Origin of the sequence: Microbacterium sp. JB110, assembly GCF_003335195.1 — a bacterium.
Classification (GTDB): Bacteria; Actinomycetota; Actinomycetes; order Actinomycetales; family Microbacteriaceae; genus Microbacterium.
Map to the genome: position 1 here is coordinate 349,957 of NZ_QPGM01000003.1, position 22,615 is coordinate 372,571.

Sequence of the window (22,615 nt, forward strand, 5' to 3'; positions counted from 1 at the left end):
GCCCCTACAGTTTCGTTGGTCACGCCGCCTGGCAGGCATCCCACAGGACGCTGTCCTGGGTGACGCCGAGGCATGGGTCGAAGGTGAACACGACGAGCGTGCCGAGGACGATCAGCAGGCCGGCCGCGATCCAGATGGCGGCGACCAGCGCGGTGCGCAGCGACTTGCGCTGCACGTAGTCGTTCACGATCGTGCGCATGCCGTTGGCGCCGTGGATGAATGCCAGCCACAGCATCAGCACGTCCCAGATCTGCCAGAACGGTGAGGCGAGCTTGCCTGCGACGAAGGCGAAGTTGATGGCGTGCACGCCGCCCTCTGGGATGATCAGGTTCGAGATCAGGTGGCCGAAGATCAGGACGATGAGCAGCACGCCGGAGACGCGCATGTACAGCCAGCCCCACTTCTCCCAGTTCGACCCGGAGTTGCGGGCGGAGCGCGGAGCGGCGATGGTGTCGGCAGTCATCAGTGACCCCCTCCGAACACGTTCATGAGATGGCGCGGTGTGAACCCGGCCATCACGACGACCCAGGCTCCGATGACGACCCAGAACATCACGCGGTGGTAGCGCGCACCCTTCGACCAGAAGTCGATCAGGATGATGCGCAGACCGTTGAAGGCATGGAACGCGATGGCTCCGACGAGGGCCACTTCACCCACGCCCATGATCTCGGTCTGGTACGTGCCGATGACGGCGTCGTAGGCCTCAGGCGAGACCCGGATGAGCGCTGTGTCGAGGACGTGCACCAGGAGGAAGAAGAAGATGGCGACGCCGGTGATGCGATGCAGCACCCACGACCACATTCCTTCGCTGCCGCGGTAGAGCGTTCCCCGCGGCGTCTTCGAGGTGGTGTCCGACACGGACAGCGTCTGTCGTGTGGAAGTGGACACGAGACTGCCTCCTAGTCGATGCAAGCGTGTCGACGCGCACACAGACCGCCACGTCGATGCCACCAATCCTATTCCCGCCGACGGCTTTCAGCGACAAAGGCGTGCCTAACTATCTTGATGTCGAGAGAAACTTCCTGGTTTCGCCGCGGGCCGCCACGGCGCAGGGGTCGCGTGGGCCGCACCGATAGCCTGAGACCATGACATCCGGAATGGACGACTTCTTCGCCGTCATCCCCGCCGGCGGCGTGGGATCGCGCCTCTGGCCGCTCTCGCGCGCCGACGCACCGAAGTTCCTGCACGATCTCACCGGCTCTGGCGCCTCGCTGCTGCGCGGTACGTGGGACAGGCTGCTGCCGCTGACGGGAGAGGACCGGATCGCCGTGATCACCGGCGTCGCACACGGCGATGCCGTTGCGAGGGACCTCCCGGACATCCGGCAGGAGAACGTGTTCCACGAGCAGGATCCGCGCGAGTCCGCCGTCGCGATCTGTCTGGTCGCCGCCGTGCTGCACAAGCGGAATCCGGATGTCATCGTCGGCTCGTTCGCCGCCGATCATGTGATCACCAGGCAGCGCGCGTTCGAGTTCGCCGTGCAGCAGGCCGTGGCCGTCGCGCGTGAGGGGTACATCTGCACGATCGGCATTCAGCCGACAGAGCCGTCCGTGGGCTTCGGGTACATCAAGACCGGGGCGGAACTCGTGATCGACGGCGCCCCGACGGCGGCGATCGTGGAGCGGTTCGTCGAGAAGCCCGATCTCGACACGGCGAGGCGCTACTTCGCCGACCGGTCGTTCCTGTGGAACGCCGGCATGTTCATCTCGCGCGCCGACGTGCTGCTCGACGAGCTCGCCGCTCATCAGCCGGAGCTGCACGCCCAGATCCGAGAGATCGCGGAGGCGTGGGACGACCCCGATCGCCGTGACGAGGTCGTTGCGCGCGTGTGGCCGGAGCTGAAGAAGATCGCGATCGACTACGCCGTCGCCGAGCCTGCGGCCGAGAGCGGCAGGCTCGCCGTGGTCCCCGGTCAGTTCGACTGGGACGACGTGGGCGACTTCGCCAGCCTGTGGAACCTCGTCTCGAGCGGCAGCAGGCAGGAGATGACGATTCTCGCCCGCGAGGACCACGTGCTCGAATCGGAGTCCACGGGCTTCGTCGTCTCGCAGACGGACCGTGTGATCGCCGTCGTCGGCCTCGACGAGGTGATCGTCGTCGACACCGAGGACGCCCTGCTCGTGACCAACAGCGCGCACGCCCAACTCGTGAAGAACGTGGTCGGGACTCTCCACCAGCAAGGCCGCGACGCCGTCCTCTAGCCCGGCGCGTCGCTGGCACGCGCATCGCGGCGTTCTCCTCGGTCGACGTGCGGAGCACGCCTCCCTCGTCGGCCTTGCGCTGCACGCACCATCGACGCGCCGGGTAGGGAGTTGCTGGCGCGCACATCGCGGCAGCCGCGGTCAGGGCGACTGCTGCAGGTGGTGTCGCAGGGCGTCTGCGGCGAAGCAGGCGGCTTCGCGCGTGCCGAACGCCCGGTGGAAGGCGGGGTCGGTCTCGTACTGATCGGCGATGCCGAGGACCATGGCAGCGGACTTCTCGGCGTCTCCGGCGTGCGCCGGCGTTCCCGGGATGTCGGCGAACCAGGCCACGTGCACGGCGGCGTGCTCCTGAGTCGCTTGCGCATCGGGATCGAATCCGCTCTCCTGCAGTTCGCGCCAGCGGGCGAGGAGGGCCTCCGCGTTCCGCTTCCACTCGCGCTGCTGCGCAACGGACTTGCTGTGCCACCAGCGGTTCGATGCATCGAACGCCTCGCGTCCCCAGCGCTGGACGACCTCGTCCTCGTAGCGGTCGTTGAAGCCGTCGAGCATCACATCCATCCGCGGTTCACCGCCCTGCTGTCGCATCTGGATGGTGTGCCTGACCGCATCGATGCGCCGGTCGATGGCCGTACGGTCCCGTGCTAACCGTTCCAGGTGCTCCTCGAGCGCCTCGAGCTCCGCCGAGGGCGACTCCGGTGCGTCGAGCACCGCGGCGATGTCGACGAGCGGCATTCCCGTGTCGCGCAGCAGCAGAACTCGCTGGAGGCGAGCGACGGCATCCGGTCCGTAGTAGCGGTAGCCGTTGGCGCCCACGCGGTCGGGCGGGAGCAACCCGATTCGGTGGTAATGGCGAAGCGTGCGGCCGCTGATGCCAGCGCGCTCGGCGAGTTCGGCGACCGTCCACTCCATGGCTGCCTCCCGTCTCGTCCGTGTTGTTCAGTATCCCTCGGTGCGCGAAAGTCCGAGCCGAGGCAGAGCGGTGCGGATGATGTCGGCCGCCGGGGTGCGCACGCTCCGCGCCGCGGTGCCTCCCGCGGCTTCGAGATAGGCACGGACGAGTCGTGCTCCCGCGGCGTAGCCCGCTCCGGTCGGCAGCCCAACGGGTTCCCCGCCGAACCGGCGCGCCGTGGCATCGCCGAGCACCCAGGCGGCGAAGTCATGCATACCCGTGACGTCGAGCCCGGAAGCGACCTTCGCCAGCACGTCGTCGTCTGAGCGGGTCGCATCTGCGACGAAATGCGTGTAGCCCGCGTCGCCGTACAGCTCTGCCGCGAATACATCGGCGAGGCCCTCGGACACGACATGCTCGCCGACGGTCACCGTGGCGGGGTTCCACGCAACGCCACCGGGCGAGTACCGGATGTTGTGGTGCAGCTCGTGAACGGCGATGGCCTCGAGTCTGTCGAGGACGCGCGGCGTGGGCCAGACAGTGATGGCGATGTAGCCGCTGATCCCGCCGAACCCGGAGAGCCCCTGCACCTCGTCGAGGAAGTGCTCGTCGGTCGGATCGCCCAGCACGAGCAGCACGGTCAGGTCCGGAATCGTCGCACCGGGGTCCGCCGATGCCAGAGCGGCGATTCCGTCCTCGAGGGCTCTCTCGATCCGCTTCCATGCGTCAGCGGCGACCAGGGCGTCCAGGCCCTCCCGCACGCGGTCGGACGGGTCGTCCCAGTCGAAACCGAAGCTCTGCCGATGCACGGCGGCCATATCGACACCGTCGGGGAGGAACCGGTACATCCCCGTCATCGGGGCCCACAACTCGCGCACGAGGTCGGCGCGAGCATCCGGGGCGGCATCCAGAACTCGTGCCATCATCGAGCCACTGCTGATCATTGAAACGGTCATAGCGCTCAACGGTAGACATTGCCGCTGCGGCAAGGTCAACCTCAGCGCTCATTCTCCTTCCCCTGTGCATCCGACCGGCGCGCCGCTGTCCGGACGATGTCGGAGGGGCACGGGATACTAGAGGCATGGACATCGACTGGAACGCGTTGCGGCTGAATGCCGTTGAGGCATGCGGGCGGGCGTACGCGCCGTACTCCGGGTATCCGGTGGGCGCGGCGGCTCTCGTCGACGACGGGCGCGTCGTGTCGGGGTGCAATGTCGAGAACGCGTCCTACGGTGTCGGATTGTGCGCTGAGTGCGGGCTGGTGTCGAACCTCACGATGACCGGTGGCGGCAGGCTCGTCGCCTTCACGTGCGTGAACGGCGCAGGCGACGTGATCATGCCGTGCGGTCGCTGCCGCCAGCTGCTGTTCGAACATTCCGCGGACGGCATGCTTCTCGAGACGGTGTCGGGCATCCGCACGATCGACGAGGTGCTGCCTGATGCCTTCGGCCCCCGAGACCTCGAGACGACCGGTGCCTGAGCGCGGCAGCGGCACTTGGACGGACGAAAGCGAGAGACCGATGACAGAGGCATTCGACGCGGTCGACGTGATCCGCCGCAAGCGCGACGGCGGCGCCGTTCCGGAGCCCGAGCTGCGCTGGCTCGTCGATGCATTCACTCGGGGGTATGTATCCGACGCGCAGATGTCGGCGTTCGCGATGGCGACGCTGCTGAACGGAATGGCGCGTGACGAGATCCGGGTGCTCACCGATGCGATGATCGCCTCAGGCGAGCGGATGGACTTCGCCGGGCTCGGCAAGCCCACCGTCGACAAGCACTCGACGGGCGGGGTCGGCGACAAGATCACGCTCCCGCTGGCGCCGCTGGTGGCCTCGTTCGGCGTCGCCGTGCCGCAGCTTTCTGGTCGGGGCCTCGGGCACACAGGCGGAACGCTCGACAAGCTGGAGTCGATTCCCGGATGGCGCGCGAACCTGACGAACGAAGAGCTGCGCGATCAGCTGCGAGACGTCGGGGCCGTGGTGTGCGCGGCAGGGGGCGACCTGGCGCCTGCGGACAAGCGTCTCTACGCGCTGCGCGACGTGACGGGCACCGTCGAGGCGATCCCGCTGATCGCCTCGAGCATCATGTCGAAGAAGATCGCGGAGGGCACGGACGCGCTGGTGCTCGATGTGAAGTTCGGCTCCGGCGCGTTCATGCGCGATGAGGCCCTTGCCCGTGAGCTGGCCGAGACGATGGTCGCCCTCGGCACGGATTCCGGGGTGCGCACGACTGCGCTGCTGACAGACATGAACACGCCGCTGGGACGTACGATCGGCAACGCCAACGAGGTGCGTGAGTCGGTCGAAGTGCTCGCGGGAGGCGGACCGAGCGACGTCGTCGAGCTGACCGTCGCGCTGGCGCAGGAGATGCTGCAGGCCGCGGGCGTGCACGATGCCGACCCGGCCGAGGCGCTGCGGACGGGCCGAGCCATGGACTCCTGGCGCCGGATGATCGAGGCGCAGAACGGTGATCCGGATGGGATGCTGCCGCAGGCGCGCGAATCCGAGACCGTGACCGCACCGCGCGACGGATACGTCACGCGGATGGACGCGTTCGACTTCGGCATCGGTGCCTGGCGCCTCGGTGCCGGTCGGGCACGCGCGGACGACGACGTGGTGCACGCCGCAGGCATCGACCTGCACGCCAAGCCGGGCGACGCGGTGCAGGCGGGGGAACCGCTGTTCACCCTGAGCGCCGACGACGCTGCACGTTTCGACCGTGCACTCGACGCACTGAGCGACGCGTGGGAGATTGGTGATCAGCCGCCGGTCCGCCAGCCGATCGTGCGCGAACGCATCACGTCCTGACCCGCCCGACCCATTCGGAACACTCACACCAGGGAGAACACTCATGCCTCGCCCCAACAACAGCAAGGCCCAGCGCCACGAGGCGACGATCGAGGGCGTGCCGGTGCGGAGCCTGCCGAAGATCGCCCTGCACGAGCACCTCGACGGCGGGCTGCGCGCCGAAACCGTGCTGGAGCTGGCGCGCGAGGCAGGCGTGGAGGTGCCGGTGAGCGACGAAAGGGGGCTGGGCGAGTGGTTCGCCGAGCAGGCGGCAGGCGGGTCGCTCGAGGCGTACCTCGAGACGTTCGCGCTGACGGGGGCGGTGCTGCAGACCGCTGATGCGCTCACCAGGGCAGCGCGAGAGCTCGTCGAGGACCTCACCAAAGACGGCGTCATCTATGCGGAGGTGCGCTGGGCGCCGGAGCTGCACACGTCAGGCGGTCTGTCGATGGCTGAGGCCGTCGACGCCGTGCAGGAGGGCATCGAGCAGGGCGAGGACGACGCGGAGGCCACGGGGCATTCCATTCGGGTCGGTCAGATCCTGAGCGCGATGCGTCAGGCGGAGAACTCGCTCGAGGTCGCCGAGCTGGCGCTCGACTACCGGGACGACGGCGTGGTCGGCTTCGACCTCGCCGGCCCCGAGTCCGGTCATCCGGCATCGGAGCATCGCGACGCGCTCGACCTGCTTGCGACGGAGTTCTTCCCCGTCACGCTGCACGCGGGGGAGGAAGAGGGAACGGACTCCATCCGCAGCGCGCTGCTCGACGGGCGTGCGCTCCGGCTCGGGCACGGTGTGCGCATCGCCGAAGATCTCGACGTGATCGCCGAAGAGGGCGAAGACGTGCGCGTGCGCCTCGGCGACCTCGCCGCGTGGGTCAGGGACCGAGAGATCGCGCTCGAGGTGGCTCCGAGCTCCAACCTCGGCACCGGCGCGATCGCGCGGTGGGGGAGCCAGCTCGAGGATCACCCGTTCGACCTGCTCTATCAGCTCGGCTTCGCCGTGACGGTGAACACCGACAACCGCCTGATGAGCCGAACCACGCTCACCCGCGAGCTGTCGATGCTGGCCGACACGTTCGAGTACCGCCTCGCTGATCTCGAGCGGTTCCAGCTCAACGCCGCGGCCGCCGCGTTCCTGCCCGTCGAGCAGCGCGAGGAGCTCATCGACCTCATCAGCGAGGGCTTCGACCGCTGACAGTGCGGGGCGGCCGCCGTGCCGCACGCTTCTCGCCGAGATGCCTGGCCCCGGATGTCCGGATGTCGATGGGGCGCGGTGCGAGTGCGCCATCCGACCCAGGGAGCGCGTGCACCAGGCGTAGGGCCCCGTGGGCACGGCGCCCTACGCCTGGTGGCGCGCCACCAGACTCCGGATGGGCGGATGCAGCGGGTGCGCGGCGTCGAGTCCTGTGACTTCTGTGGTGAACCCGTCGGCGTCGAGTGTGCGCAGCTTCTCGTGCATCTCGATCGCCTGCTCGTCTTCCGGAGCGTCGAACGACAGGGCGGCATCGACGGCCGACAGCAGTCCGTCGACGCTCAGCCCGCGCTCGGCCGCCTCAGCGGCCGGCCCGATGAAGCGTTCGTGCCGCGACAGCTTGCGCAGCGGTTGCCTGCCCACGCGGGCGACCGTATCGGGCAGGGCGGGGTTGCGGAATCGGCGCAGAATCGTTGACCGGTACTCGGCGAGATCGTCCTCGGCGAAGCCGTGCTTCGCGGCGAGCACGGCGCTGGTCTCGGTGATCGCGGCTGCGACTCTCTCGGCGACCTGCGCATCGGCCAGAGCGTCCGCGATCCGCTCGATCCCGGCCCGTGCCCCGTGGTACGCCGCCGCGGCGTGCCCCGTGTTGACGGTGAACAGCTTCCGCTCGATATAGGGCGTGAGGTCGTCGACGAAGTGCGCGCCGGGAATCGACGGCGGCGAGTCGCCGAACGGCCCGCGCTCGATCGCCCACTCGAAGAACGGCTCCACTGTGACGTCGATGCCCGCTTCCTCGGGCTGCCCCGGCACGATCCGGTCGACGGCGGTGTTCGCGAACGCTGCCCGACCGGCGAGCGTGGTCCACTCGTCGCCCGCCAGCTCCTCGATGTGGGCACGCAGTTGATCGGTGGCGCCGATCGCGTTCTCGCACGCCATCACCTGCACGGGCGGAGCGTCGTCGCCGCGAAGCCGGAGCCCGGCGAGGATGTGCGGCGCGATGAAACGCAGAATCGTCGGTCCGACTGCGCACGTGACCACATCGGCGTCTGCGACCTGCGCGGCCACGCCATCCGGATCGTCCGCGCTGTTGATCGCGTGGAAACCGGTCACGACGACGTCCCGCCCGCCCTCGCCGACCTCGTGCACCGTGTAGCTGTCTGCGGCGTTGATGGCGTCGACAAGACCGCCGGCGACGTCGGAGAACACGATCTCGTAGCCGCCCTCGGCCAGCAGCATGCCGACGAACCCGCGCCCGATGTTGCCCGCACCGAAATGAACCGCTCTCATGATGGACTCCCTCAGCCGATCTCGCCGGCGAGCATGTCGTACAGCTCCTGCTCGGACGAGGCTGCGTTCAGCTTCGCGACGATGTCGTCGTCGCCGAACTGCTGGGCGACGCTGGCGAGGATCTCCAGGTGCGCGCCGCCCTTGCCGGCGATGCCGATGACGAAAGTCGCGGTGTCGCCTTCGCCCCAGTCGACGCCGCCGTCGTAGCGGATCACTGCGAGGGCGGAGCCGAGCACGGCGTCCTTCGCCGCATCCGTGCCGTGCGGAATCGCCAGACCGTTGCCCATGAAGGTCGACACCGTCTCCTCACGGTCCTTCATCGCCTGCAGGTAGTCGGCGGTCACAGCACCTGCCGATTCGAGGATTCCCGCGGCCTCGGCGAGCGCCTCGTCGCGGCTGACGCTGCCGGGGTGGATGCGCACGTACTCCCGCTTGAGCACGGCGTCGCTCGGAGGCGCGTCCTGCGACGCACCCGCCGTGCCCTCGTCCGGGCTCTGTGCCGCATCGGCCGCGGCAGGCTCATCCGGAGTCTCGGCCGCCTCATCCTCGGCGCCGCCCTCGCGCTGAGCGCGGATCATCTCGACGACGTCGTCGTATTCGGGCGCGTTCATGAACTGGCCGACCGAGACGTGCACCGCGTCGGGTTCGTTCTGCCGTGCACGGTCGGTGAGCTGCGCCTGCGTGACGACGAGATCGGCGGTGCCGTCGAGGTTCGCAATCGCCTTGTTCGTGACGCTCACACCCTCGATGCCGGCGTCCTTGATCTTCTTGCGCAGCACTCCGGCGCCCATGGCGGATGAACCCATGCCCGCGTCGCAGGCGAAGATCACGTTCTCGATCGTCTTCGTCGCCGTCGTCTGCGCGGCACTGAGACCACCCAGCACGGAGGACGACTTGCCCTTGTTGGCCTGCGTCTGGGCGACGGCGGCCGAGAAGCTGTCGCGCCCTGCGGCATCCGCGGCGAGGTCGCTCCTGCGGCTGGCGAGCAGGAACAGGGCGCTCACGGCGAACGTGACGGCAGCAGACAGTACGACAGAGAGGATCACACCGAGGTGACTGCCCGGCGCGGTCTGGATGAGCACCGCGAAGATCGAGCCGGGGGAAGCCGGAGCGACCAGCCCCGAGTCGAAGATCACGTTCGTGAGAACACCCGTCGCGCCGCCGGCGATGAGACCGACGATCAGGCTCGGTTTGGCGAGCACGTAGGGGAAGTAGATCTCGTGGATGCCGCCGAGGAACTGGATGATGAATGCGCCGGGGGCGGTTGCGCGTGCAGCGCCCACACCGAATACGGTCAGTGCCAGCAGCAGACCCGCACCGGGCCCGGGGTTCGCCTCAACCAGGAACAGCAGGCTCTTGCCGAGACTCGTCGACTGCTCGGTGCCGATCGGCGTGAACACGCCGTGGTTGATGGCGTTGTTGAGGAACAGGATCTTCGCCGGCTCGACGATGATGCTCGCCAGCGGAATCAGCCCTGTGCTGACGAGCCAGCCGACGGCACCACCGAGCAGATCGGTGAGCCACCGGATGATGGGAGCGAGCCAGAAGAACGCGGCCAGCGCCGTGAAGAAGCTGACGAAGCCGGCGGAGAAGTTGTTCACCAGCATCTCGAAGCCCGCGCGGATCTTTCCGTCCCACAGCTTCTCGATGGTCTTGAGGATCCATGCGGAGCCGGGGCCGGCGATCATCGCACCGAGGAACATCACCGTTCCCTCTGCGCCGATGATCACGCCGAACGCCGTGACGGCGCCGACGACGCCCCCGCGGTGCCCGTACACGACGTTTCCGCCCGTGAACGCGATCAGCAGCGGCAGCAGAAAGGTGATGATCGGGCCGACGAGCCCGGTGTACTCCGTGCCGTCGGATGCGACACCGCCGCCGAGGAACGCGGCGTCGGGCCAGCGCATCCATTCCACCGGGCCCTCGGCACCGAGCCAGCCTGAGGGGATGAACAGCGCCGTGATGAGGCCCCACGCGATGAACGCGGCGATGTTCGGCATGATCATTCCGGAGAGGAACGTGCCGAACCTCTGAACGCCCACGCGGAAGCCGCCCGGCGCCTTCGTAGTGCTTGTCTGAGAGGACATGACTGTGTCTGCTTTCGTCATTGACAGGAACGGGAAGGGATCAGGCCGCGTCGCGCGCAGCCTTCTTGGCGCCGGCTGCGTCGCCGGCGGAGACGGCAGCCGCGGCGATGCGGCGCGCGTCGTCGATGGTGTGTCGCTTCAGCTCCGCACGCACCTCGGCCAGAGCTGCAGGCGTCATCGACAGAGACGTCACGCCGAGACCGACGAGTACGACGGCCAGCAGCGGATCTGCGGCGGCCTCGCCGCAGATGCCGACGGGCTTGCCGTTCTTCTCGCCGCCGTCGGCGACCATCCGGATGAGGCGGAGCACGGCCGGATGCCATGGGCTCTGCAGGTGCGCGACGGTACCGAGCAGCCTGTCGGCGGCCATCGTGTACTGCGTGAGGTCGTTCGTGCCGATCGACGCGAAGTCGGCCTTGCGCAGGATCTCCTCGGCCAGGATGGCGCTGGAGGGCACCTCGACCATGACGCCCGTGGTGCGCAGGCCGAGTTCGCGGGCGAGGGCCGTGAAGTACTCCGCTTCGTCGACGGTGGCGACCATCGGCGCCATCACCCAGAGGTCGGCGTCGGTGTCACTGTCCGCCTCGGCGAGGGCGGTGAGCTGGTCGCGCAGCACGTGCTCGCGGTGCTGCAGCGCCCGGATGCCGCGGCGGCCGAGAGCGGGGTTCTCCTCGTCGGCGTCGGTGAGGAACGGCAGCGGCTTGTCGGCGCCGGCGTCGAGTACGCGCACGACGACCTTCTTGCCGGCGAATGCTTCGAGCAGCAGCCGGTAGCTCGCGGTCTGGTCGGCGACCGACGGCGCCTCGTCGGAGGAGAGGAACAGGAATTCGGTGCGGAACAGGCCGACGCCCTCCGCGCCCAGTTCGAGTGCCTCGGTCGCGCCGTCGGGCGAGCCGAGGTTCGCCAGCAGCGGCACCTCTGTGCCGTCTGCGAGGGCGCCTGGAGTGATCGGCGCGCTGACCGCGGCGGCCCGCGCCGCTGCGCGCTGGTCAGCGGCGGCGATCTCATCCGGTGTCGGGTCGGCGACGACCACGTCGCCTGCGGCGTCGACGATCACGGTCTGCCCCTCGGTGAGCGACGCGTCTCCCGTGCCGACGACCGCCACGATGCCCTTCTCCCTGGCGAGAATCGCCGTGTGCGAGGTCGGGCCGCCGTCAGTCGTCACCACCGCGAGCACCTGATCGAGGTCGAGCAGTGCAGTGTCGGCCGGTGCCAGATCGCGCGCGACGAGCACGAACGGATGTCCGAGGTCGGGAACGCCAGGGGCTGCCGCACCGCGCAGCTGGGCGATCACGCGCTGTGCCACGTCGGCGAGGTCGGCGGCACGCTCGCCCAGGTACCCGCCGATCTCAGCGAGCTGCTCGGCGAACTCGGCGAACGATGTGTGCACCGCGTATTCGCCGGTCGCGCCGCCGTCGATCTTCGCCTCGACGGCCTCGGCGAGCGTCGGATCCTCGGCCATCATGGCCTGCGCCTCGAGCACGTCTCTGGCTGAGCCTCCTGCGCGCTCGCCGCGCTCGTTCAGGTCGGCCGCCGTCGCCGACACAGCCGATGCGACCAGCGCCTTCTCCTCATCCGGAGTCCGCGTCGACGGCGCATCCGTCGGCGGTTCCAGCGGTGCGGCCATCAGCGCGACCGGGCCGTGGGCGATGCCGTGGCCGATTCCGACGCCTGCGATCTCGGTCACGCCGCTCACTCTCCGTCTTCGAGCAGCATCGCCGAGAGCCGGTCGAGCACCGTCTCGGCCTCGTCGCCTTCGACCGTCAGCGTGACGTCGTCGCCCTGGTCGGCGCCGAGTGCGATCACGCCGAGGATGCTCGCCGCATTGGCCGGCTTTCCGTCGCCCTTGACGATGGTGACGTCGGCGCCGGAGTTCTTCGCGGCCTCGGCGAACAGCTTCGCGGGGCGGGCGTGCAGCCCGTGCGACGATGCGATGGTGACAGTGCGAGTGGCCATGGTGGCGTCCTTCCGTTGGGGCGGTTCAGCAGCCCGCGACGCGGCGGGCCGGATGAGTGACAGCACGCGCGTGCCGTCGCGGTCTGCGGCGATGTCTTCTGGGAGGAGGATCACCTCGGCGTCAGGCAGGGCCAGGCGCACGCGGTCGGCGGCGTCGTCCGGCAGATGCGCGCCGAGCAGCACCGTGTCGGTGCCTTCCGCGCCGGCGGGGAGATCGGCGAGCGCGGCAGGGGCGACGGACATCGCTGCGCCCGCGGATGCTGCGGCGCGCTTCAGACGCATGGCGACGAACGTGCTCGACGCGCCGGCGCCGCAGATGACGGTGATCCTCATCGATCTCAGTGCTCCTTCTTCCCCTCCAGCATGGGAGGAGGCGCTGCTTCCGGCAATGCACTCGTGTTTCCGCTCCGGCGGAAATCCCCTTCCGCCCCGCACGTGGTTGACTGGTCTGCCATGACGGCTGAGCGGCAGGAGCAGGTGCTGGGCATCCTGCTGCGCCGTGCCGGCTGGGTGACGGCCGCGGACCTTGCAGACCGACTCGGCGTCACCGCTCGCAGTGTGCGCTCGTACATCACGGCGATCAACGCGCTCGCTCCTGCCGGCGATGCGATCGAGTCGGGCCCGCACGGCTACCGTGCGATGCCGTCGGCGGCAGCCGTGCGCGACGAGCTCGCCGGAGCGCAGCACGGTGCACCGCGCGAGCGCGTGCGCGGGATCATCCGGAGGCTCATGGGCGCACCGGAAGGCATCGACGTGTTCGACACGGCCATGTCCCTGCACGTCAGCGACGCCACGGTGGAGGCCGACCTGCGGCGTGTGCGGGGCATGCTCACCGACAGCGAGCTGACCCTGCAGCGAGACGACGGCATGGTGGCGCTGGCCGGCACCGAGCGCAGCCTGCGGCGGTTCCTCACCAGAGTCGTGCTCGACGACCTCGATGAGCGGGTCTTCGACACCGAGGCGCTGGAGCGGGCAGCAGATGCGATGGGCGTGCCCGCGCCGGGGCTGGCGGAGTTCCGCGCGGGGCTGATCGCACGGCTGTCGGGGCTCGGGTTCGCGGTGAACGAGGTCGCCGCGGCCGAGGTGATGCTGCGCGCAGCGATCGCGGTCGAACGCACGCGGCGAGGGCGGTCGACACCGGAAGCGGACGACGACGGCGGACCGGATCGCGTGCGGGTGGGTGAGGTGCTCGACGAACTCGCCGCGAGGCACCTCGGTTCGCATCTCACGCCGGCTGACCGGCGGCATCTGGCGGGCGTCGCGCTCGTCTCACTCGTGGAGCCAGGCGAATCCTCCGATGAGCCGGAGCGGCGCGTGGCGGAGGCGGTGAGTGTCGCGCTTCGTCGTGCGGCGGCCACGTACGGCATCGACCTGAGCGAGGAGGATTTCGTGCGCGGCTTCGCGCAGCACGTGCACAACGTGGTGCAGCGCTCGCACGAGCATGTCGGTTCGCGCAATCCGATGACGCGGGCGGTCAAGCTCGCCTCTCCTCTGGTCTTCGAGATCGCCGTCTCGGTGGCGGGCGACCTCGCCGATGAGCTGGGCGTGGCGATACCGGATGACGAGATCGCCGACATGGCGATGCGGATCGGCAGTCTGGTCGGCGCGGAGCCCGACGCGGGAGATGTGCTGACGGCGGTGCTCGTGTGCCCGGGGTTCGAAGGCATGCGGAATCGGCTGCAGGTGCATCTGGAGCGTGCACTGGGCCACGAGCTGGCGATCACGCGCGTGGAGACCGGATATGCGCAGGATTGGGCAGGCATCGACGCGGACCTGGTGCTTTCGACGATCGACCCTTCCAGTACCGGCGACGACCGGATCGTGCGGATCCAGCCGTTCCTCACATCTCGGGACATCGCACGCGTAGCGGACGCGGCGCAGCGCGTGCGGCGCCAGCGGCAGCTGCGCGGTCTGCGCTCGCAGATGCGCCCGTGGTTCGCGCCGACGGCGTTCATCCGGAATGCGCGAGCGGCTGCGCCCGAGGCGATGATCCGTCTGCTCGGCGACGCGCTCATGCGCGAGGGCGTGATCGACGAGGAATATGTGGCCAGCGCGATCGAGCGCGAGGCGCGTTCATCGACTGCGTTCACGGAGAGCCTGGCGGTTCCGCACGCGATGACGATGTCGGCCGTGCGCACCGCGATCGCCGTAGCAGTCAACGAGCAGTCGATCGATTGGGGCGCCGAACGGGTGCACGTCGTGGCTCTCGTGGCGTTCAGCGAGACCGACCGCGCCGCGTTCCAGACTGTGTTCGAGCAGTTCGTCGACGTCTTCGCCGACCCCGACAATGCCGCACGCATCGTGCGCCGCGGTGACACCCTCGAAGCCTTCCTCGACGAGATCGCCGCCCTCATCGACGCCCCCGCCTGACCCGCGCGCCGGCTGCCGAGATGCGCACTTGTCGTCGAGATGCGCCGGTTCTGACGTGATCTCGTCGGAAAAGTGCGCATCTCGCGAGCCCTTCTGGAGCATCCGGTCAGGAACCTTGTTGTGCAAGTCTTGTTATGCAAGATAAAGTTGCGGTGTGGACCAGCCGCACGAGCGCATCGCGACGAACATCCGGAAAGGGGTGCTCGAGTTCTGCGTGCTCGCCATGCTCCGCCGGCGTGACATGTACGGCCTCGAGCTCGCCGATGCGCTCGTCGCGCGGGGGCTCAGTGCCAGCGAGGGCAGCCTGTACCCGCTGCTCGCGCGGATGCAGCAGGCAGGGCTGGTCGGGTCGCGCCGCGAGGCTGAGGCCGGCGGCCGCCCGCGCAAGTACTACGAACTGACCGACGCGGGCCGTGCGCAGCTGGCGGCCTTCACCGAGGTCTGGGGTCTCATCGCGCCGCAGGTGGCGGAACTTCTGGAGGAACGATCATGACGACGAATCCGGCATTCGCGGCCGAGCGATATCTGGAGAAGCTGCACGCTCAGCTCGCGGCGCTTCCGGATGGGCAGCGGCGCGTGATCGTCGAGGGCGTCGAGGAGCACATCGCCGACGCGCTCGCCGAAGGTCGCGACATCGACGAGGTTCTGACGGGGCTCGGTTCACCCGACCAGGTCGCCGCCCAGTACGGGGAGGAGCTCGGTGCGCGCGTCGGTCCGGATCCGTCGCGGCGGGCGACGCGCCTGCTGAGTGCGACGGCGGCACTGACAGCGATCGTCGCAACAGGTGCGAGCCCGCTGCTGCTGGGATTCGACGGTTTCGCCTCCGCGATCGATATCGCGTCGTCGATCGCGATGTTCGTCGTTCCTGTTGTGCTGGCCGCGCTTCCGCTGGTGCTGCCCCGAGCATCCGGATACGTTGTGGCGGCTCTCGGCGCCGTGGCGGTGATGGCACTCGCGCTGCTCGCGCTGGTCGGCATGCTGCCGGATGCCTCGCCGCTGAGCCAGGCGTACCTGCTGCTGCCAGTCGGCTTCGCGATGTGCGCCACGGCGATCGTGCCGCCGGTGACGCGGCTGTCGCCGAGATGGCGGACAGGGAGCCGGATGATCGGAGCGGTGCTGACGATGATCCCGGCCGTCCTGCCGCTGATGGGCACGCTGTCTGGGGCGGTGGAGATGACTTGGGTGCCGCTCGTCTCGGCGGCCGTGGGGCTCGTGATGGGAGTGCTGTATGCGTGGGGGCATCGCGCGGTGTGCATCGTGCTCGCGACGCTGGGCGCCGTGGTGCTCATCGCCGCGCTGATCGACCTCGGAATGATGTTCCTGGCGTTCTGGGTGGTCGGGGGCTGGTGGCTTGCCCTCGGCATGGGCGGGTTCGCCGCGCTGTCTTCCCGCGCCCGACGCGTGTAGAGCGCCCGCCGAATGTTTTCACTTTCGGCGGTGACCTCATCGACCTAGACTCGAAGGTCAGAGGCGGGAATCGTCCCTGATGACGCGCGACAGCATGGCCGCGCGATCCGAGCGCGGGAGGCCGCCGATGATGTCGATTCCGCAGACGATGAGTGCAGTCAGGCTCATGGGCCACGGCGGGCTCGAGCAGCTCGTCTATTCCGGCGACGTGCCGACGCCGAGCCCAGCGCCAGGTGAGGTGCTGATCGATGTCCACGCATGCGGGATGAACAACACCGACGTGTGGGTGCGGGAGGGCGCCTACGGCAGCGACACCGACCCGCAGGAGGTCTCCTCCTGGCGGCGCGGCCGCTCCACGCTGGAGTTCCCCCGCATCCAGGGCACCGACATCGTCGGCCGGATCGCCGCGGTGGGGGAGGGCGTCGATGAGAACCGCATCGACCAGCGCGTGATGGTCGACTTCAGCATCTACAACCGGCCAGAGGGCGATGACAGCCTGGCCGATATCGACTACATCGGCCACGGCCGGGATGGCGGCTACGCGGAGTACGTCGCGGTGCCCTCGGAGAACGCGCACGAGACGCGCGCCGACATCACCGACGCGGAACTGGCGACATTCTGCTGCGCCTACCTCACCGCCGAGCAGATGCTTGTGCGCAGCCGCCTCGCCGAAGGGGAGCGAGTGCTGGTCACCGGCGCCTCCGGCGGCGTCGGCTCCGCCGTCATCCAGCTCGCCAGGGCGCGAGGAGCGATCCCCTACGCCGTCACCAGCGCGGGCAAGGAAGAGGCGATGCGCGAGATCGGTGCCGAGGGCGTCATCCTCCGCGGCACCGACGACCTGGTCGCCGAGGTCGAGCGAGTGGTCGATGCCCCGGTGGATGTGGTCGCCGACCTGGTCGCCGGTGGGATGTTCAACGACCTGCTGCGGATCCTGCGTCCTGAGGGCCGCTACAGCACCGCCGGAGCCATCGGAGGGCCGGTGGTCGACCTCGACCTGCGCACCATGTACCTCAAGCAGCTCGAGCTGCACGGCTCCTCCCAGGGAACCCGCACCGCGTTCCGACGCTTGTCCGGCTACATCGAAGACGGCACGATCCGGCCGCTGCTGGATCGAACGTTCCCGCTCTCGGACTTCCACGAGGCACAGCGCACCTTCATGGGCAAGACCTACATCGGCAACCTGGTCGTCGTGCCCGACCGGCACTGGGAGAGCGTGGGGGCTCAGCATGCATCGTGAACGCGCTCTCGAACTGATCGACACCCAGGCAGGCGGAGACGTCAGCCGCATCGTCACCGTCGGCATCGAACCGCTGCCAGGGCGCACCGTGCTCGAGAAGGCGCGGTTCCTGCAGAAGGAGGGCGACGGCCTGCGCCGGCTGCTGCTCTCTGAGCCCTACGGCGACCCTGCCATGTCGGTCGATCTCATCGTCGAACCCGGCCACCCCGACGCTCAGGCCGGCTACATCATCATGGAGGCGATGGGGTACCCGATGTACTCCGGGTCCAACACCATCTGCGCCGCCACCGCTCTGCTTCAGAGCGGTGCGATCCCGATGACCGAAGGATCGCAGCAGGTGGTCTTGGAGTCGCCAGCTGGACTTGCTCGGATCACCGCGCACAACGTGAACGGACGCGTGGAATCGATCACCACCCAGGGCGAGCCGGCCTACGTCGCCGAACGCGGCCTGTCGGTGAACGTCCCCCACTACGGGCGAGTGGAGTTCGACCTGGTCTGGAGCGGCGCCTACTTCGCCATGCTCGACGCCGGCGCCCACGGCTTCGAGCTCACAGCCGACGAGCAGATCGCCCTGACCGCTTTCGGTGACGCGTTCGTCCGCAAGGCCCGTCCCGGTCTGCGCCAGGAACATCCGACGCTGGGCGATGTGGGCCCGTTGCCCTTCGTCCACTTCATGGGGCGGGTGCGCACTCTGGAGAACGGCAAGGTCGAGTCCCGCTCGGCGACGTACGTGCATCCGGGCGTGATCTGTCGCAGTCCGACGGGAACCGGCACCTCGGCCCGCCTGGCGCTGATGGCGGGGCAGGGCGAGCTCGCCCCGGGCGACACGCTGGAGACGATCTCACCGCGCGGCAACCGCTTCGTGGGCACTGTGATCGGCGAAGCCACCGTGGGCGACTTCCCCGCGTGGAACTCGACGATCACGGGCCGGGCCCGGCTCATGGCGCACTCGCGGATCATCGTCGACTTGGATGATCCGTTGGTGGATACGTCGGATCTGGAGAAGCTGCTGACGCCGTGACGGAGCGCTTTCTGCGTGCCGGGCCGGCGACAGCAGGGCTCAGGCAAGTCGGGCTCGGACCGCCGTCTCCAACGCGGTGAGACGGGCCTCGGCGTCGGCGGGGGAGGTGCCGCGCACGTCGAGATACACTTTGAGCTTCGGCTCCGTTCCGCTGGGGCGGAAGATCACGCGCGACCCGTCGTCGAGCATGTAGCGCAGGATGTCGCCGGATGGGGCGTCGCCGGATGCCGCGAGCAGGTCGGTCGCCTCCGTCACGGTGCGCTCACCGAAGGCCGTGGGAGGCTCTGCGCGCAGCGACGCCATCGCGTGCGCGATGACCGAGGTGTCGTCGACCCGGATCGATACCTGGCCGCTGGAGTAGTGACCGATCTCGTCTGAGACCTCGTCCACCAGATCGGCGAGCGTGCGGCCATCGGTGCGGGCCTCAGCGGCGAGGGCGAGCACCGCCACTGCCGCCGAGATGCCGTCCTTGTCGCGCACTGTCTCGGGGTTGACGAGGTAGCCCAGCGCCTCCTCATATCCGTACACCAGGTCGGGCGTGCGCGAAATCCACTTGAATCCTGTCAGCGTCTCGGCCGAGCGCAGCCCGTAGCGCTCCGCGATCGCCGAGAGACCGGGGGAGGAGACCAGCGAGCATGCCAGGGTGGCGTCGGGGTCTCCGGATGCGGCGCGCGCTGCCCGCAGCCCCAGCAGGAGACCGACCTCGTTGCCGGTGAGCCGCCGCCACTCACCGTCGGGGCCGGGAATCGCGACGGCGAGCCGGTCGGCGTCGGGATCATGCGCCAGCGCGAACTCGGCATCGGCCTCGCTCGCCGCTTCGAACACGAGGTCCATCGCGCCCGGTTCCTCCGGGTTGGGGAACGCGACGGTGGGGAACGCTTCGTCCGGATGGAGCTGAGCGGCAGCGGCTGCGGGCCATGGGAACCCCGCCTCATCGAGCACGCGCTCGAACGTCTCCCAGCCGACGCCGTGCATCGCGGTGTACGCCCACGCCATTCCGTCCGCTCCGCGCGGAGCCCTGGCCCCGGCGACGGCCGCCGTCGCGCGCACGTACGCGTCGACGGCCTCGTCGCCCGCCACGCCGTAGTCACCGGAGCGCGGCAGGTCGGCCACAGAACCCTCCGCGACGCGGTCGATGTGTGCGGCGATGTCGCCGTCGGCGGGCGGCACGATCTGCGCGCCGCCGTTGTCGCCGCCGAGATACACCTTGTAGCCGTTGTCAGCCGGCGGGTTGTGACTGGCGGTGACCATCACGCCCGCGTCGGCGCCCAGGTGCCGCACGGCGAACGCGAGCACGGGGGTCGGCAGCATCCGCGGCAGCAGCACTGCGCGCATCCCTGCGCCGGCGAAGATCTCCGCGGAGTCGCGGGCGAACACGTCGGAGTTGCGGCGGCCGTCGTACCCGATCACGACGACGGGCGCGCGTCCGCTCGCGGTCTCGCGCAGGTAGGCGGCGAGCCCCGCGGCGGCCTGTGCGACCAGCACGCGATTCATGCGCATGGGGCCGGCGCCGAGCGCGCCGCGCAGCCCCGCCGTGCCGAACTGCAGGCGCCCCGCGAATCGGGAGCGCAGCTCGTCTGCGGCATCCGGCTCTTCCTGAGCCCGCGCGATCAGCATGTCGAGTTCGGCGCGGGTCTCGTCATCCGGATCCTGCGCGCTCCACGTCCGCGCCGCCGCAACGACATCGTCCAGCGCGCCCGCACCCTGTTCGCTCACGACTTCCTCCCGATGCTCCTGTCCCGTGCGGTGCCGTATCGGCCGGCCGCGGCATCCGGGCCGGCACCCCGCCCCAGGGAGCTCATCAGATCTTTCCGACGACGTCGGCCAGCAGCTGCGAGATCCGCCCCTCCGCCGAGCGCCCGGCCTCGATGACCTCCGCGTGGCTGAGCGGGGTGGGGGAGATGCCGGCTGCGAGGTTCGTGATCAGCGAGAAGCCCAGCACCTCCATGCCCGACTGGCGGGCGGCGATCGCCTCGAGAGCGGTCGACATGCCGACGATGTGCCCGCCGAGGGTCCTCGCCATCTGCACTTCGGCCGGCGTCTCGTACTGCGGCCCGCGGAACTGGCAGTACACGCCCTCATCGAGCTCCGGATCGACCGAGCGTGCCACCTCGCGCAGCCGTGCCGAGTACAGATCGGTCATGTCGATGAAGGTCGCGCCCTCGAGCGGACTGTCGGAGGTGAGGTTGAGGTGGTCGCTGATCAGCACGGGCTGCCCCGCCGACCATGCGGGCCTGATGCCGCCGGCACCGTTGGTGAGCACCATCACGGTCGCGCCGGTCGCCGCCGCCGTGCGCACGCTGTGCACGACTCTGCGCACGCCGTGGCCCTCGTAGTAGTGGGTGCGCGCGCCGATCACCAGCACGTTCCTGCCGCCGGGAGTGCGCACGCTCCGGATGGTGCCGACGTGGCCCTCCAGCGCGGGCTTCGAGAAGCCGGTGACCTCGGTCGCGGGAATCGTCGCGACCGTTTCGCCGAGCAGCTCCGCTGCCTTGCCCCACCCGCTGCCGAGGGTGACGGCGATGTCGTGCTCGGCGACGCCGGTGAGCCTCGCGATGTCATCTGCCGCGGCCTGCGCGACGGCGAACGGGTCTGCCGGATGGTCGAGCGGGTGCGTCATGCGACCACCTTAAGCACAACCGCCGACATCGCGCCCTGCCCACGGCATCCGGTTCGTCGTGTCCGTCCGCCGCGGCGGCCGCAGGGTGCTGAGACCGGAGCGCGGAGTGACAGAATGGAGCCATGAGCTTCGACTTCGAGCGCAAGCAGCGGATCGCGATCATCGGCGGGGGCCCTGGCGGCTACGAAGCGGCGCTGTCCGCTGCGCAGCTCGGGGCCGAGGTGACTCTCGTGGAGAACACGGGCGTCGGAGGTGCCGCGGTGCTCACCGATGTGGTGCCTTCCAAGACACTGATCGCGACGGCCGACGCCGCGCAGGCGATCGATGCCGCAGGCGACCTCGGCGTGCAGTTCTACGCGAAGGGCGCAGAGGACAAGCCGCTCAAACCCGAGACGGCCATCAACCTGCTCGCGGTGAACAAGCGGATCCTCGCTCTTGCCGGTCAGCAGTCGGAGGACATGCGCGAGCAGCTGCTCGAGGCCGGCGTGAACGTGGTCTCCGGTCACGGCCGGATGAAGGGCGACAACGCCGTCGTCATCTCCACAGGCCCCGACGGCACGGACTTCGATCAGATCGAGGCCGACACGATCGTGATCTCGACCGGTTCGACCCCGCGTGAGCTTCCTGCGGCCAAGCCCGACGGCAAGCGCATCCTCACCTGGAAGCAGGTGTACGACCTGCCGGCCGTTCCTGAGCACATCATCGTGGTCGGCTCAGGCGTCACCGGCGCAGAGTTCGCCTCGGCGTACATGAACCTCGGCGCGAAGGTCACACTGGTCTCGAGCCGCGAGCAGGTGCTGCCGGGCGAAGATCCGGATGCGGCAGCCGTGCTCGAGAAGGTCTTCACCCGAGGCGGCATGACGCTGCTGGCGCGCTCGCGCGCCGAGAAGGTGGAGAACACCGGTGACGGCGTGGTCGTGACGCTGGCGAACGGCGACGAGATCACCGGATCCCACTGCCTGGTGGCTGTCGGATCGACGCCGAACACGGAGGACATCGGCCTGGAGGAGGCCGGCGTGCAGCTCGCCGACACCGGCCGCATCATGGTCAACCGCGTCGGCCGCACGTCGATCCCGAACGTGTACGCGGTCGGTGACTGCACCAACCTGATGCCGCTCGCCTCGGTCGCGTCGATGCTCGGACGAACCGCGGTGTTCCACGCCATGGGCGATGCGGTCATCCCGTTCGCGAACAACAAGATCGCGGCGAACATCTTCACCAGCCCCGAGATCGCCACCGTCGGCTGGACCACGGGCGAGGATGCCGTCGAGTACAAGCTCCCGATCGCCGCGAACGCCCGCGCCAAGATGATGAGCGTGCGCGACGGCTTCGTGAAGCTCTATGCGCGAAAGGGATCCGGCACCGTCGTCGGCGGCGTGGTCGTCGGCCCGAAGGCGAGCGAGCTGATCTACCCGATCTCGATCGCCGTCGACCGCCGCCTCACGGTCGACCAGCTGGCCCGCGTGTTCACCACCTACCCGTCGCTCTCCGGCGCGATCAACGACGCCGCCCGCGCGATGCACGGCATCAACGAGCGCGGCTTCTGACGCAGGCAGCGC

Annotated in this window: 20 protein-coding genes and 1 pseudogene; 10 read left to right on the forward strand and 11 right to left on the reverse strand. The window is 69.1% G+C overall.

All coding sequences use genetic code 11. From position 1 onward, the window contains the following. Positions 1-19: 19 nt before the first annotated feature. Both sdhD and sdhC read right to left on the reverse strand, forming a co-directional pair. A complete protein-coding gene (sdhD, locus tag CIK77_RS07805) occupies positions 20-463 on the reverse strand; it encodes a succinate dehydrogenase, hydrophobic membrane anchor protein (RefSeq protein WP_087055988.1) in 444 nt (147 codons plus the stop codon). Beyond that, positions 463-888: a succinate dehydrogenase, cytochrome b556 subunit gene (gene sdhC, locus CIK77_RS07810; protein WP_258861454.1), complete on the reverse strand. Its 426-nt coding sequence runs from the start codon at positions 886-888 to the stop codon at positions 463-465. Before sdhC ends, sdhD begins: the two co-directional genes overlap by 1 nt. Before the next feature lie 197 nt (positions 889-1,085). Here sdhC and CIK77_RS07815 point away from each other — a divergent pair, with 197 nt between their 5' ends. Then, positions 1,086-2,201, forward strand: a complete 1,116-nt coding sequence (locus CIK77_RS07815; RefSeq protein WP_087055989.1) for a mannose-1-phosphate guanylyltransferase — start codon at positions 1,086-1,088, stop codon at positions 2,199-2,201. 141 nt (positions 2,202-2,342) lie between these two features. On the opposite strand, the gene CIK77_RS07820 is transcribed toward CIK77_RS07815, so the two are convergent. Further along, a complete protein-coding gene (locus CIK77_RS07820; RefSeq protein ID WP_087055990.1) occupies positions 2,343-3,110 on the reverse strand; it encodes a MerR family transcriptional regulator in 768 nt (255 codons plus the stop codon). 27 nt (positions 3,111-3,137) lie between these two features. Further along, on the reverse strand, positions 3,138-4,046 hold the full coding sequence (locus CIK77_RS07825; RefSeq protein ID WP_087055991.1) for a DUF2268 domain-containing protein: 909 nt from the start codon (positions 4,044-4,046) through the stop codon (positions 3,138-3,140). Positions 4,047-4,171: 125 nt separating this feature from the next. Between CIK77_RS07825 and CIK77_RS07830 the strand changes: the two genes are divergently transcribed. The 3 genes from CIK77_RS07830 to CIK77_RS07840 are packed head-to-tail and all read left to right on the forward strand — an operon-like array spanning position 4,172 to position 7,071. Then, positions 4,172-4,570 (forward strand): cytidine deaminase, encoded by a 399-nt coding sequence (locus CIK77_RS07830; RefSeq protein WP_087055992.1) that lies wholly within the window; start codon positions 4,172-4,174, stop codon positions 4,568-4,570. A gap of 40 nt (positions 4,571-4,610) precedes the next feature. Beyond that, on the forward strand, positions 4,611-5,897 hold the full coding sequence (locus CIK77_RS07835) for a thymidine phosphorylase (RefSeq protein WP_087055993.1): 1,287 nt from the start codon (positions 4,611-4,613) through the stop codon (positions 5,895-5,897). 43 nt (positions 5,898-5,940) lie between these two features. Beyond that, positions 5,941-7,071 carry an adenosine deaminase gene (locus CIK77_RS07840; protein WP_087055994.1) on the forward strand — a complete coding sequence of 377 codons (1,131 nt, stop codon included), beginning with the start codon at positions 5,941-5,943 and terminating at the stop codon, positions 7,069-7,071. Positions 7,072-7,215: 144 nt separating this feature from the next. Here the strand turns inward: CIK77_RS07840 and CIK77_RS07845 are convergent, their stop codons facing one another. The 5 genes and pseudogenes from CIK77_RS07845 to CIK77_RS18125 form a co-directional block, all read right to left on the reverse strand. Further along, positions 7,216-8,358, reverse strand: coding sequence for a mannitol-1-phosphate 5-dehydrogenase (locus tag CIK77_RS07845; protein WP_087055995.1), 1,143 nt, complete (start codon positions 8,356-8,358; stop codon positions 7,216-7,218). 11 nt (positions 8,359-8,369) lie between these two features. Further along, positions 8,370-10,445, reverse strand: coding sequence for a PTS mannitol transporter subunit IICBA (locus CIK77_RS07850; protein WP_087055996.1), 2,076 nt, complete (start codon positions 10,443-10,445; stop codon positions 8,370-8,372). Positions 10,446-10,485: 40 nt separating this feature from the next. After that, positions 10,486-12,132: a phosphoenolpyruvate--protein phosphotransferase gene (gene ptsP / locus CIK77_RS07855; RefSeq protein ID WP_087056317.1), complete on the reverse strand. Its 1,647-nt coding sequence runs from the start codon at positions 12,130-12,132 to the stop codon at positions 10,486-10,488. 5 nt (positions 12,133-12,137) lie between these two features. After that, entirely contained in the window at positions 12,138-12,401 is a 264-nt protein-coding gene (locus CIK77_RS17895) for an HPr family phosphocarrier protein (protein ID WP_087056318.1), read from the reverse strand. Between the two features lie 156 nt (positions 12,402-12,557). After that, positions 12,558-12,734, reverse strand: a pseudogene (locus CIK77_RS18125) (PTS sugar transporter subunit IIB); the annotation flags it as partial. A 120-nt stretch (positions 12,735-12,854) separates the two neighbouring features. On the opposite strand from CIK77_RS18125, the gene CIK77_RS07865 reads away from it, so the two are divergent. From CIK77_RS07865 to CIK77_RS07885, 5 genes are all read left to right on the forward strand, one after another. Then, positions 12,855-14,771: a BglG family transcription antiterminator gene (locus tag CIK77_RS07865; RefSeq protein ID WP_170934215.1), complete on the forward strand. Its 1,917-nt coding sequence runs from the start codon at positions 12,855-12,857 to the stop codon at positions 14,769-14,771. Between the two features lie 154 nt (positions 14,772-14,925). Then, positions 14,926-15,264, forward strand: coding sequence for a PadR family transcriptional regulator (locus CIK77_RS07870; protein ID WP_249268689.1), 339 nt, complete (start codon positions 14,926-14,928; stop codon positions 15,262-15,264). Next, positions 15,261-16,178, forward strand: coding sequence for a DUF1700 domain-containing protein (locus CIK77_RS07875; protein ID WP_087055998.1), 918 nt, complete (start codon positions 15,261-15,263; stop codon positions 16,176-16,178). Before CIK77_RS07870 ends, CIK77_RS07875 begins: the two co-directional genes overlap by 4 nt. 148 nt (positions 16,179-16,326) lie before the next feature. Next, positions 16,327-17,415, forward strand: coding sequence for an alcohol dehydrogenase family protein (locus CIK77_RS07880; RefSeq protein ID WP_087056320.1), 1,089 nt, complete (start codon positions 16,327-16,329; stop codon positions 17,413-17,415). Next, the gene (locus CIK77_RS07885) at positions 17,405-18,436 is read left to right on the forward strand and encodes a proline racemase family protein (protein ID WP_087055999.1); all 1,032 of its coding nucleotides are present in this window, start codon (positions 17,405-17,407) and stop codon (positions 18,434-18,436) included. The genes CIK77_RS07880 and CIK77_RS07885 overlap by 11 nt, the downstream gene beginning before the upstream one ends. Positions 18,437-18,475: 39 nt before the next feature. On the opposite strand, the gene CIK77_RS07890 is transcribed toward CIK77_RS07885, so the two are convergent. Beyond that, entirely contained in the window at positions 18,476-20,152 is a 1,677-nt protein-coding gene (locus CIK77_RS07890; protein ID WP_249268690.1) for a phospho-sugar mutase, read from the reverse strand. Between the two features lie 85 nt (positions 20,153-20,237). Further along, complete coding sequence (locus CIK77_RS07895; RefSeq protein ID WP_087056000.1) at positions 20,238-21,056, reverse strand: purine-nucleoside phosphorylase; 819 nt, start codon at positions 21,054-21,056, stop codon at positions 20,238-20,240. Positions 21,057-21,178: 122 nt separating this feature from the next. Between CIK77_RS07895 and CIK77_RS07900 the strand changes: the two genes are divergently transcribed. Next, positions 21,179-22,603: an NAD(P)H-quinone dehydrogenase gene (locus CIK77_RS07900; protein ID WP_087056001.1), complete on the forward strand. Its 1,425-nt coding sequence runs from the start codon at positions 21,179-21,181 to the stop codon at positions 22,601-22,603. Positions 22,604-22,615 lie beyond the last annotated feature (12 nt).

Bases quoted from the DNA above. Each gene is read 5' to 3' on its own strand.
- sdhD (WP_087055988.1), bottom strand. From the start codon at position 463: ATGACTGCCGACACCATCGCCGCTCCGCGCTCCGCCCGCAACTCCGGG.
- CIK77_RS07815 (WP_087055989.1), top strand. From the start codon at position 1,086: ATGACATCCGGAATGGACGACTTCTTCGCCGTCATCCCCGCCGGCGGC.
- CIK77_RS07820 (WP_087055990.1), bottom strand. From the start codon at position 3,110: ATGGAGTGGACGGTCGCCGAACTCGCCGAGCGCGCTGGCATCAGCGGC.
- CIK77_RS07825 (WP_087055991.1), bottom strand. From the start codon at position 4,046: ATGACCGTTTCAATGATCAGCAGTGGCTCGATGATGGCACGAGTTCTG.
- CIK77_RS07830 (WP_087055992.1), top strand. From the start codon at position 4,172: ATGGACATCGACTGGAACGCGTTGCGGCTGAATGCCGTTGAGGCATGC.
- CIK77_RS07835 (WP_087055993.1), top strand. From the start codon at position 4,611: ATGACAGAGGCATTCGACGCGGTCGACGTGATCCGCCGCAAGCGCGAC.
- CIK77_RS07840 (WP_087055994.1), top strand. From the start codon at position 5,941: ATGCCTCGCCCCAACAACAGCAAGGCCCAGCGCCACGAGGCGACGATC.
- CIK77_RS07845 (WP_087055995.1), bottom strand. From the start codon at position 8,358: ATGAGAGCGGTTCATTTCGGTGCGGGCAACATCGGGCGCGGGTTCGTC.
- CIK77_RS07850 (WP_087055996.1), bottom strand. From the start codon at position 10,445: ATGTCCTCTCAGACAAGCACTACGAAGGCGCCGGGCGGCTTCCGCGTG.
- CIK77_RS17895 (WP_087056318.1), bottom strand. From the start codon at position 12,401: ATGGCCACTCGCACTGTCACCATCGCATCGTCGCACGGGCTGCACGCC.
- CIK77_RS07865 (WP_170934215.1), top strand. From the start codon at position 12,855: ATGACGGCTGAGCGGCAGGAGCAGGTGCTGGGCATCCTGCTGCGCCGT.
- CIK77_RS07875 (WP_087055998.1), top strand. From the start codon at position 15,261: ATGACGACGAATCCGGCATTCGCGGCCGAGCGATATCTGGAGAAGCTG.
- CIK77_RS07880 (WP_087056320.1), top strand. From the start codon at position 16,327: ATGAGTGCAGTCAGGCTCATGGGCCACGGCGGGCTCGAGCAGCTCGTC.
- CIK77_RS07885 (WP_087055999.1), top strand. From the start codon at position 17,405: ATGCATCGTGAACGCGCTCTCGAACTGATCGACACCCAGGCAGGCGGA.
- CIK77_RS07895 (WP_087056000.1), bottom strand. From the start codon at position 21,056: ATGACGCACCCGCTCGACCATCCGGCAGACCCGTTCGCCGTCGCGCAG.
- CIK77_RS07900 (WP_087056001.1), top strand. From the start codon at position 21,179: ATGAGCTTCGACTTCGAGCGCAAGCAGCGGATCGCGATCATCGGCGGG.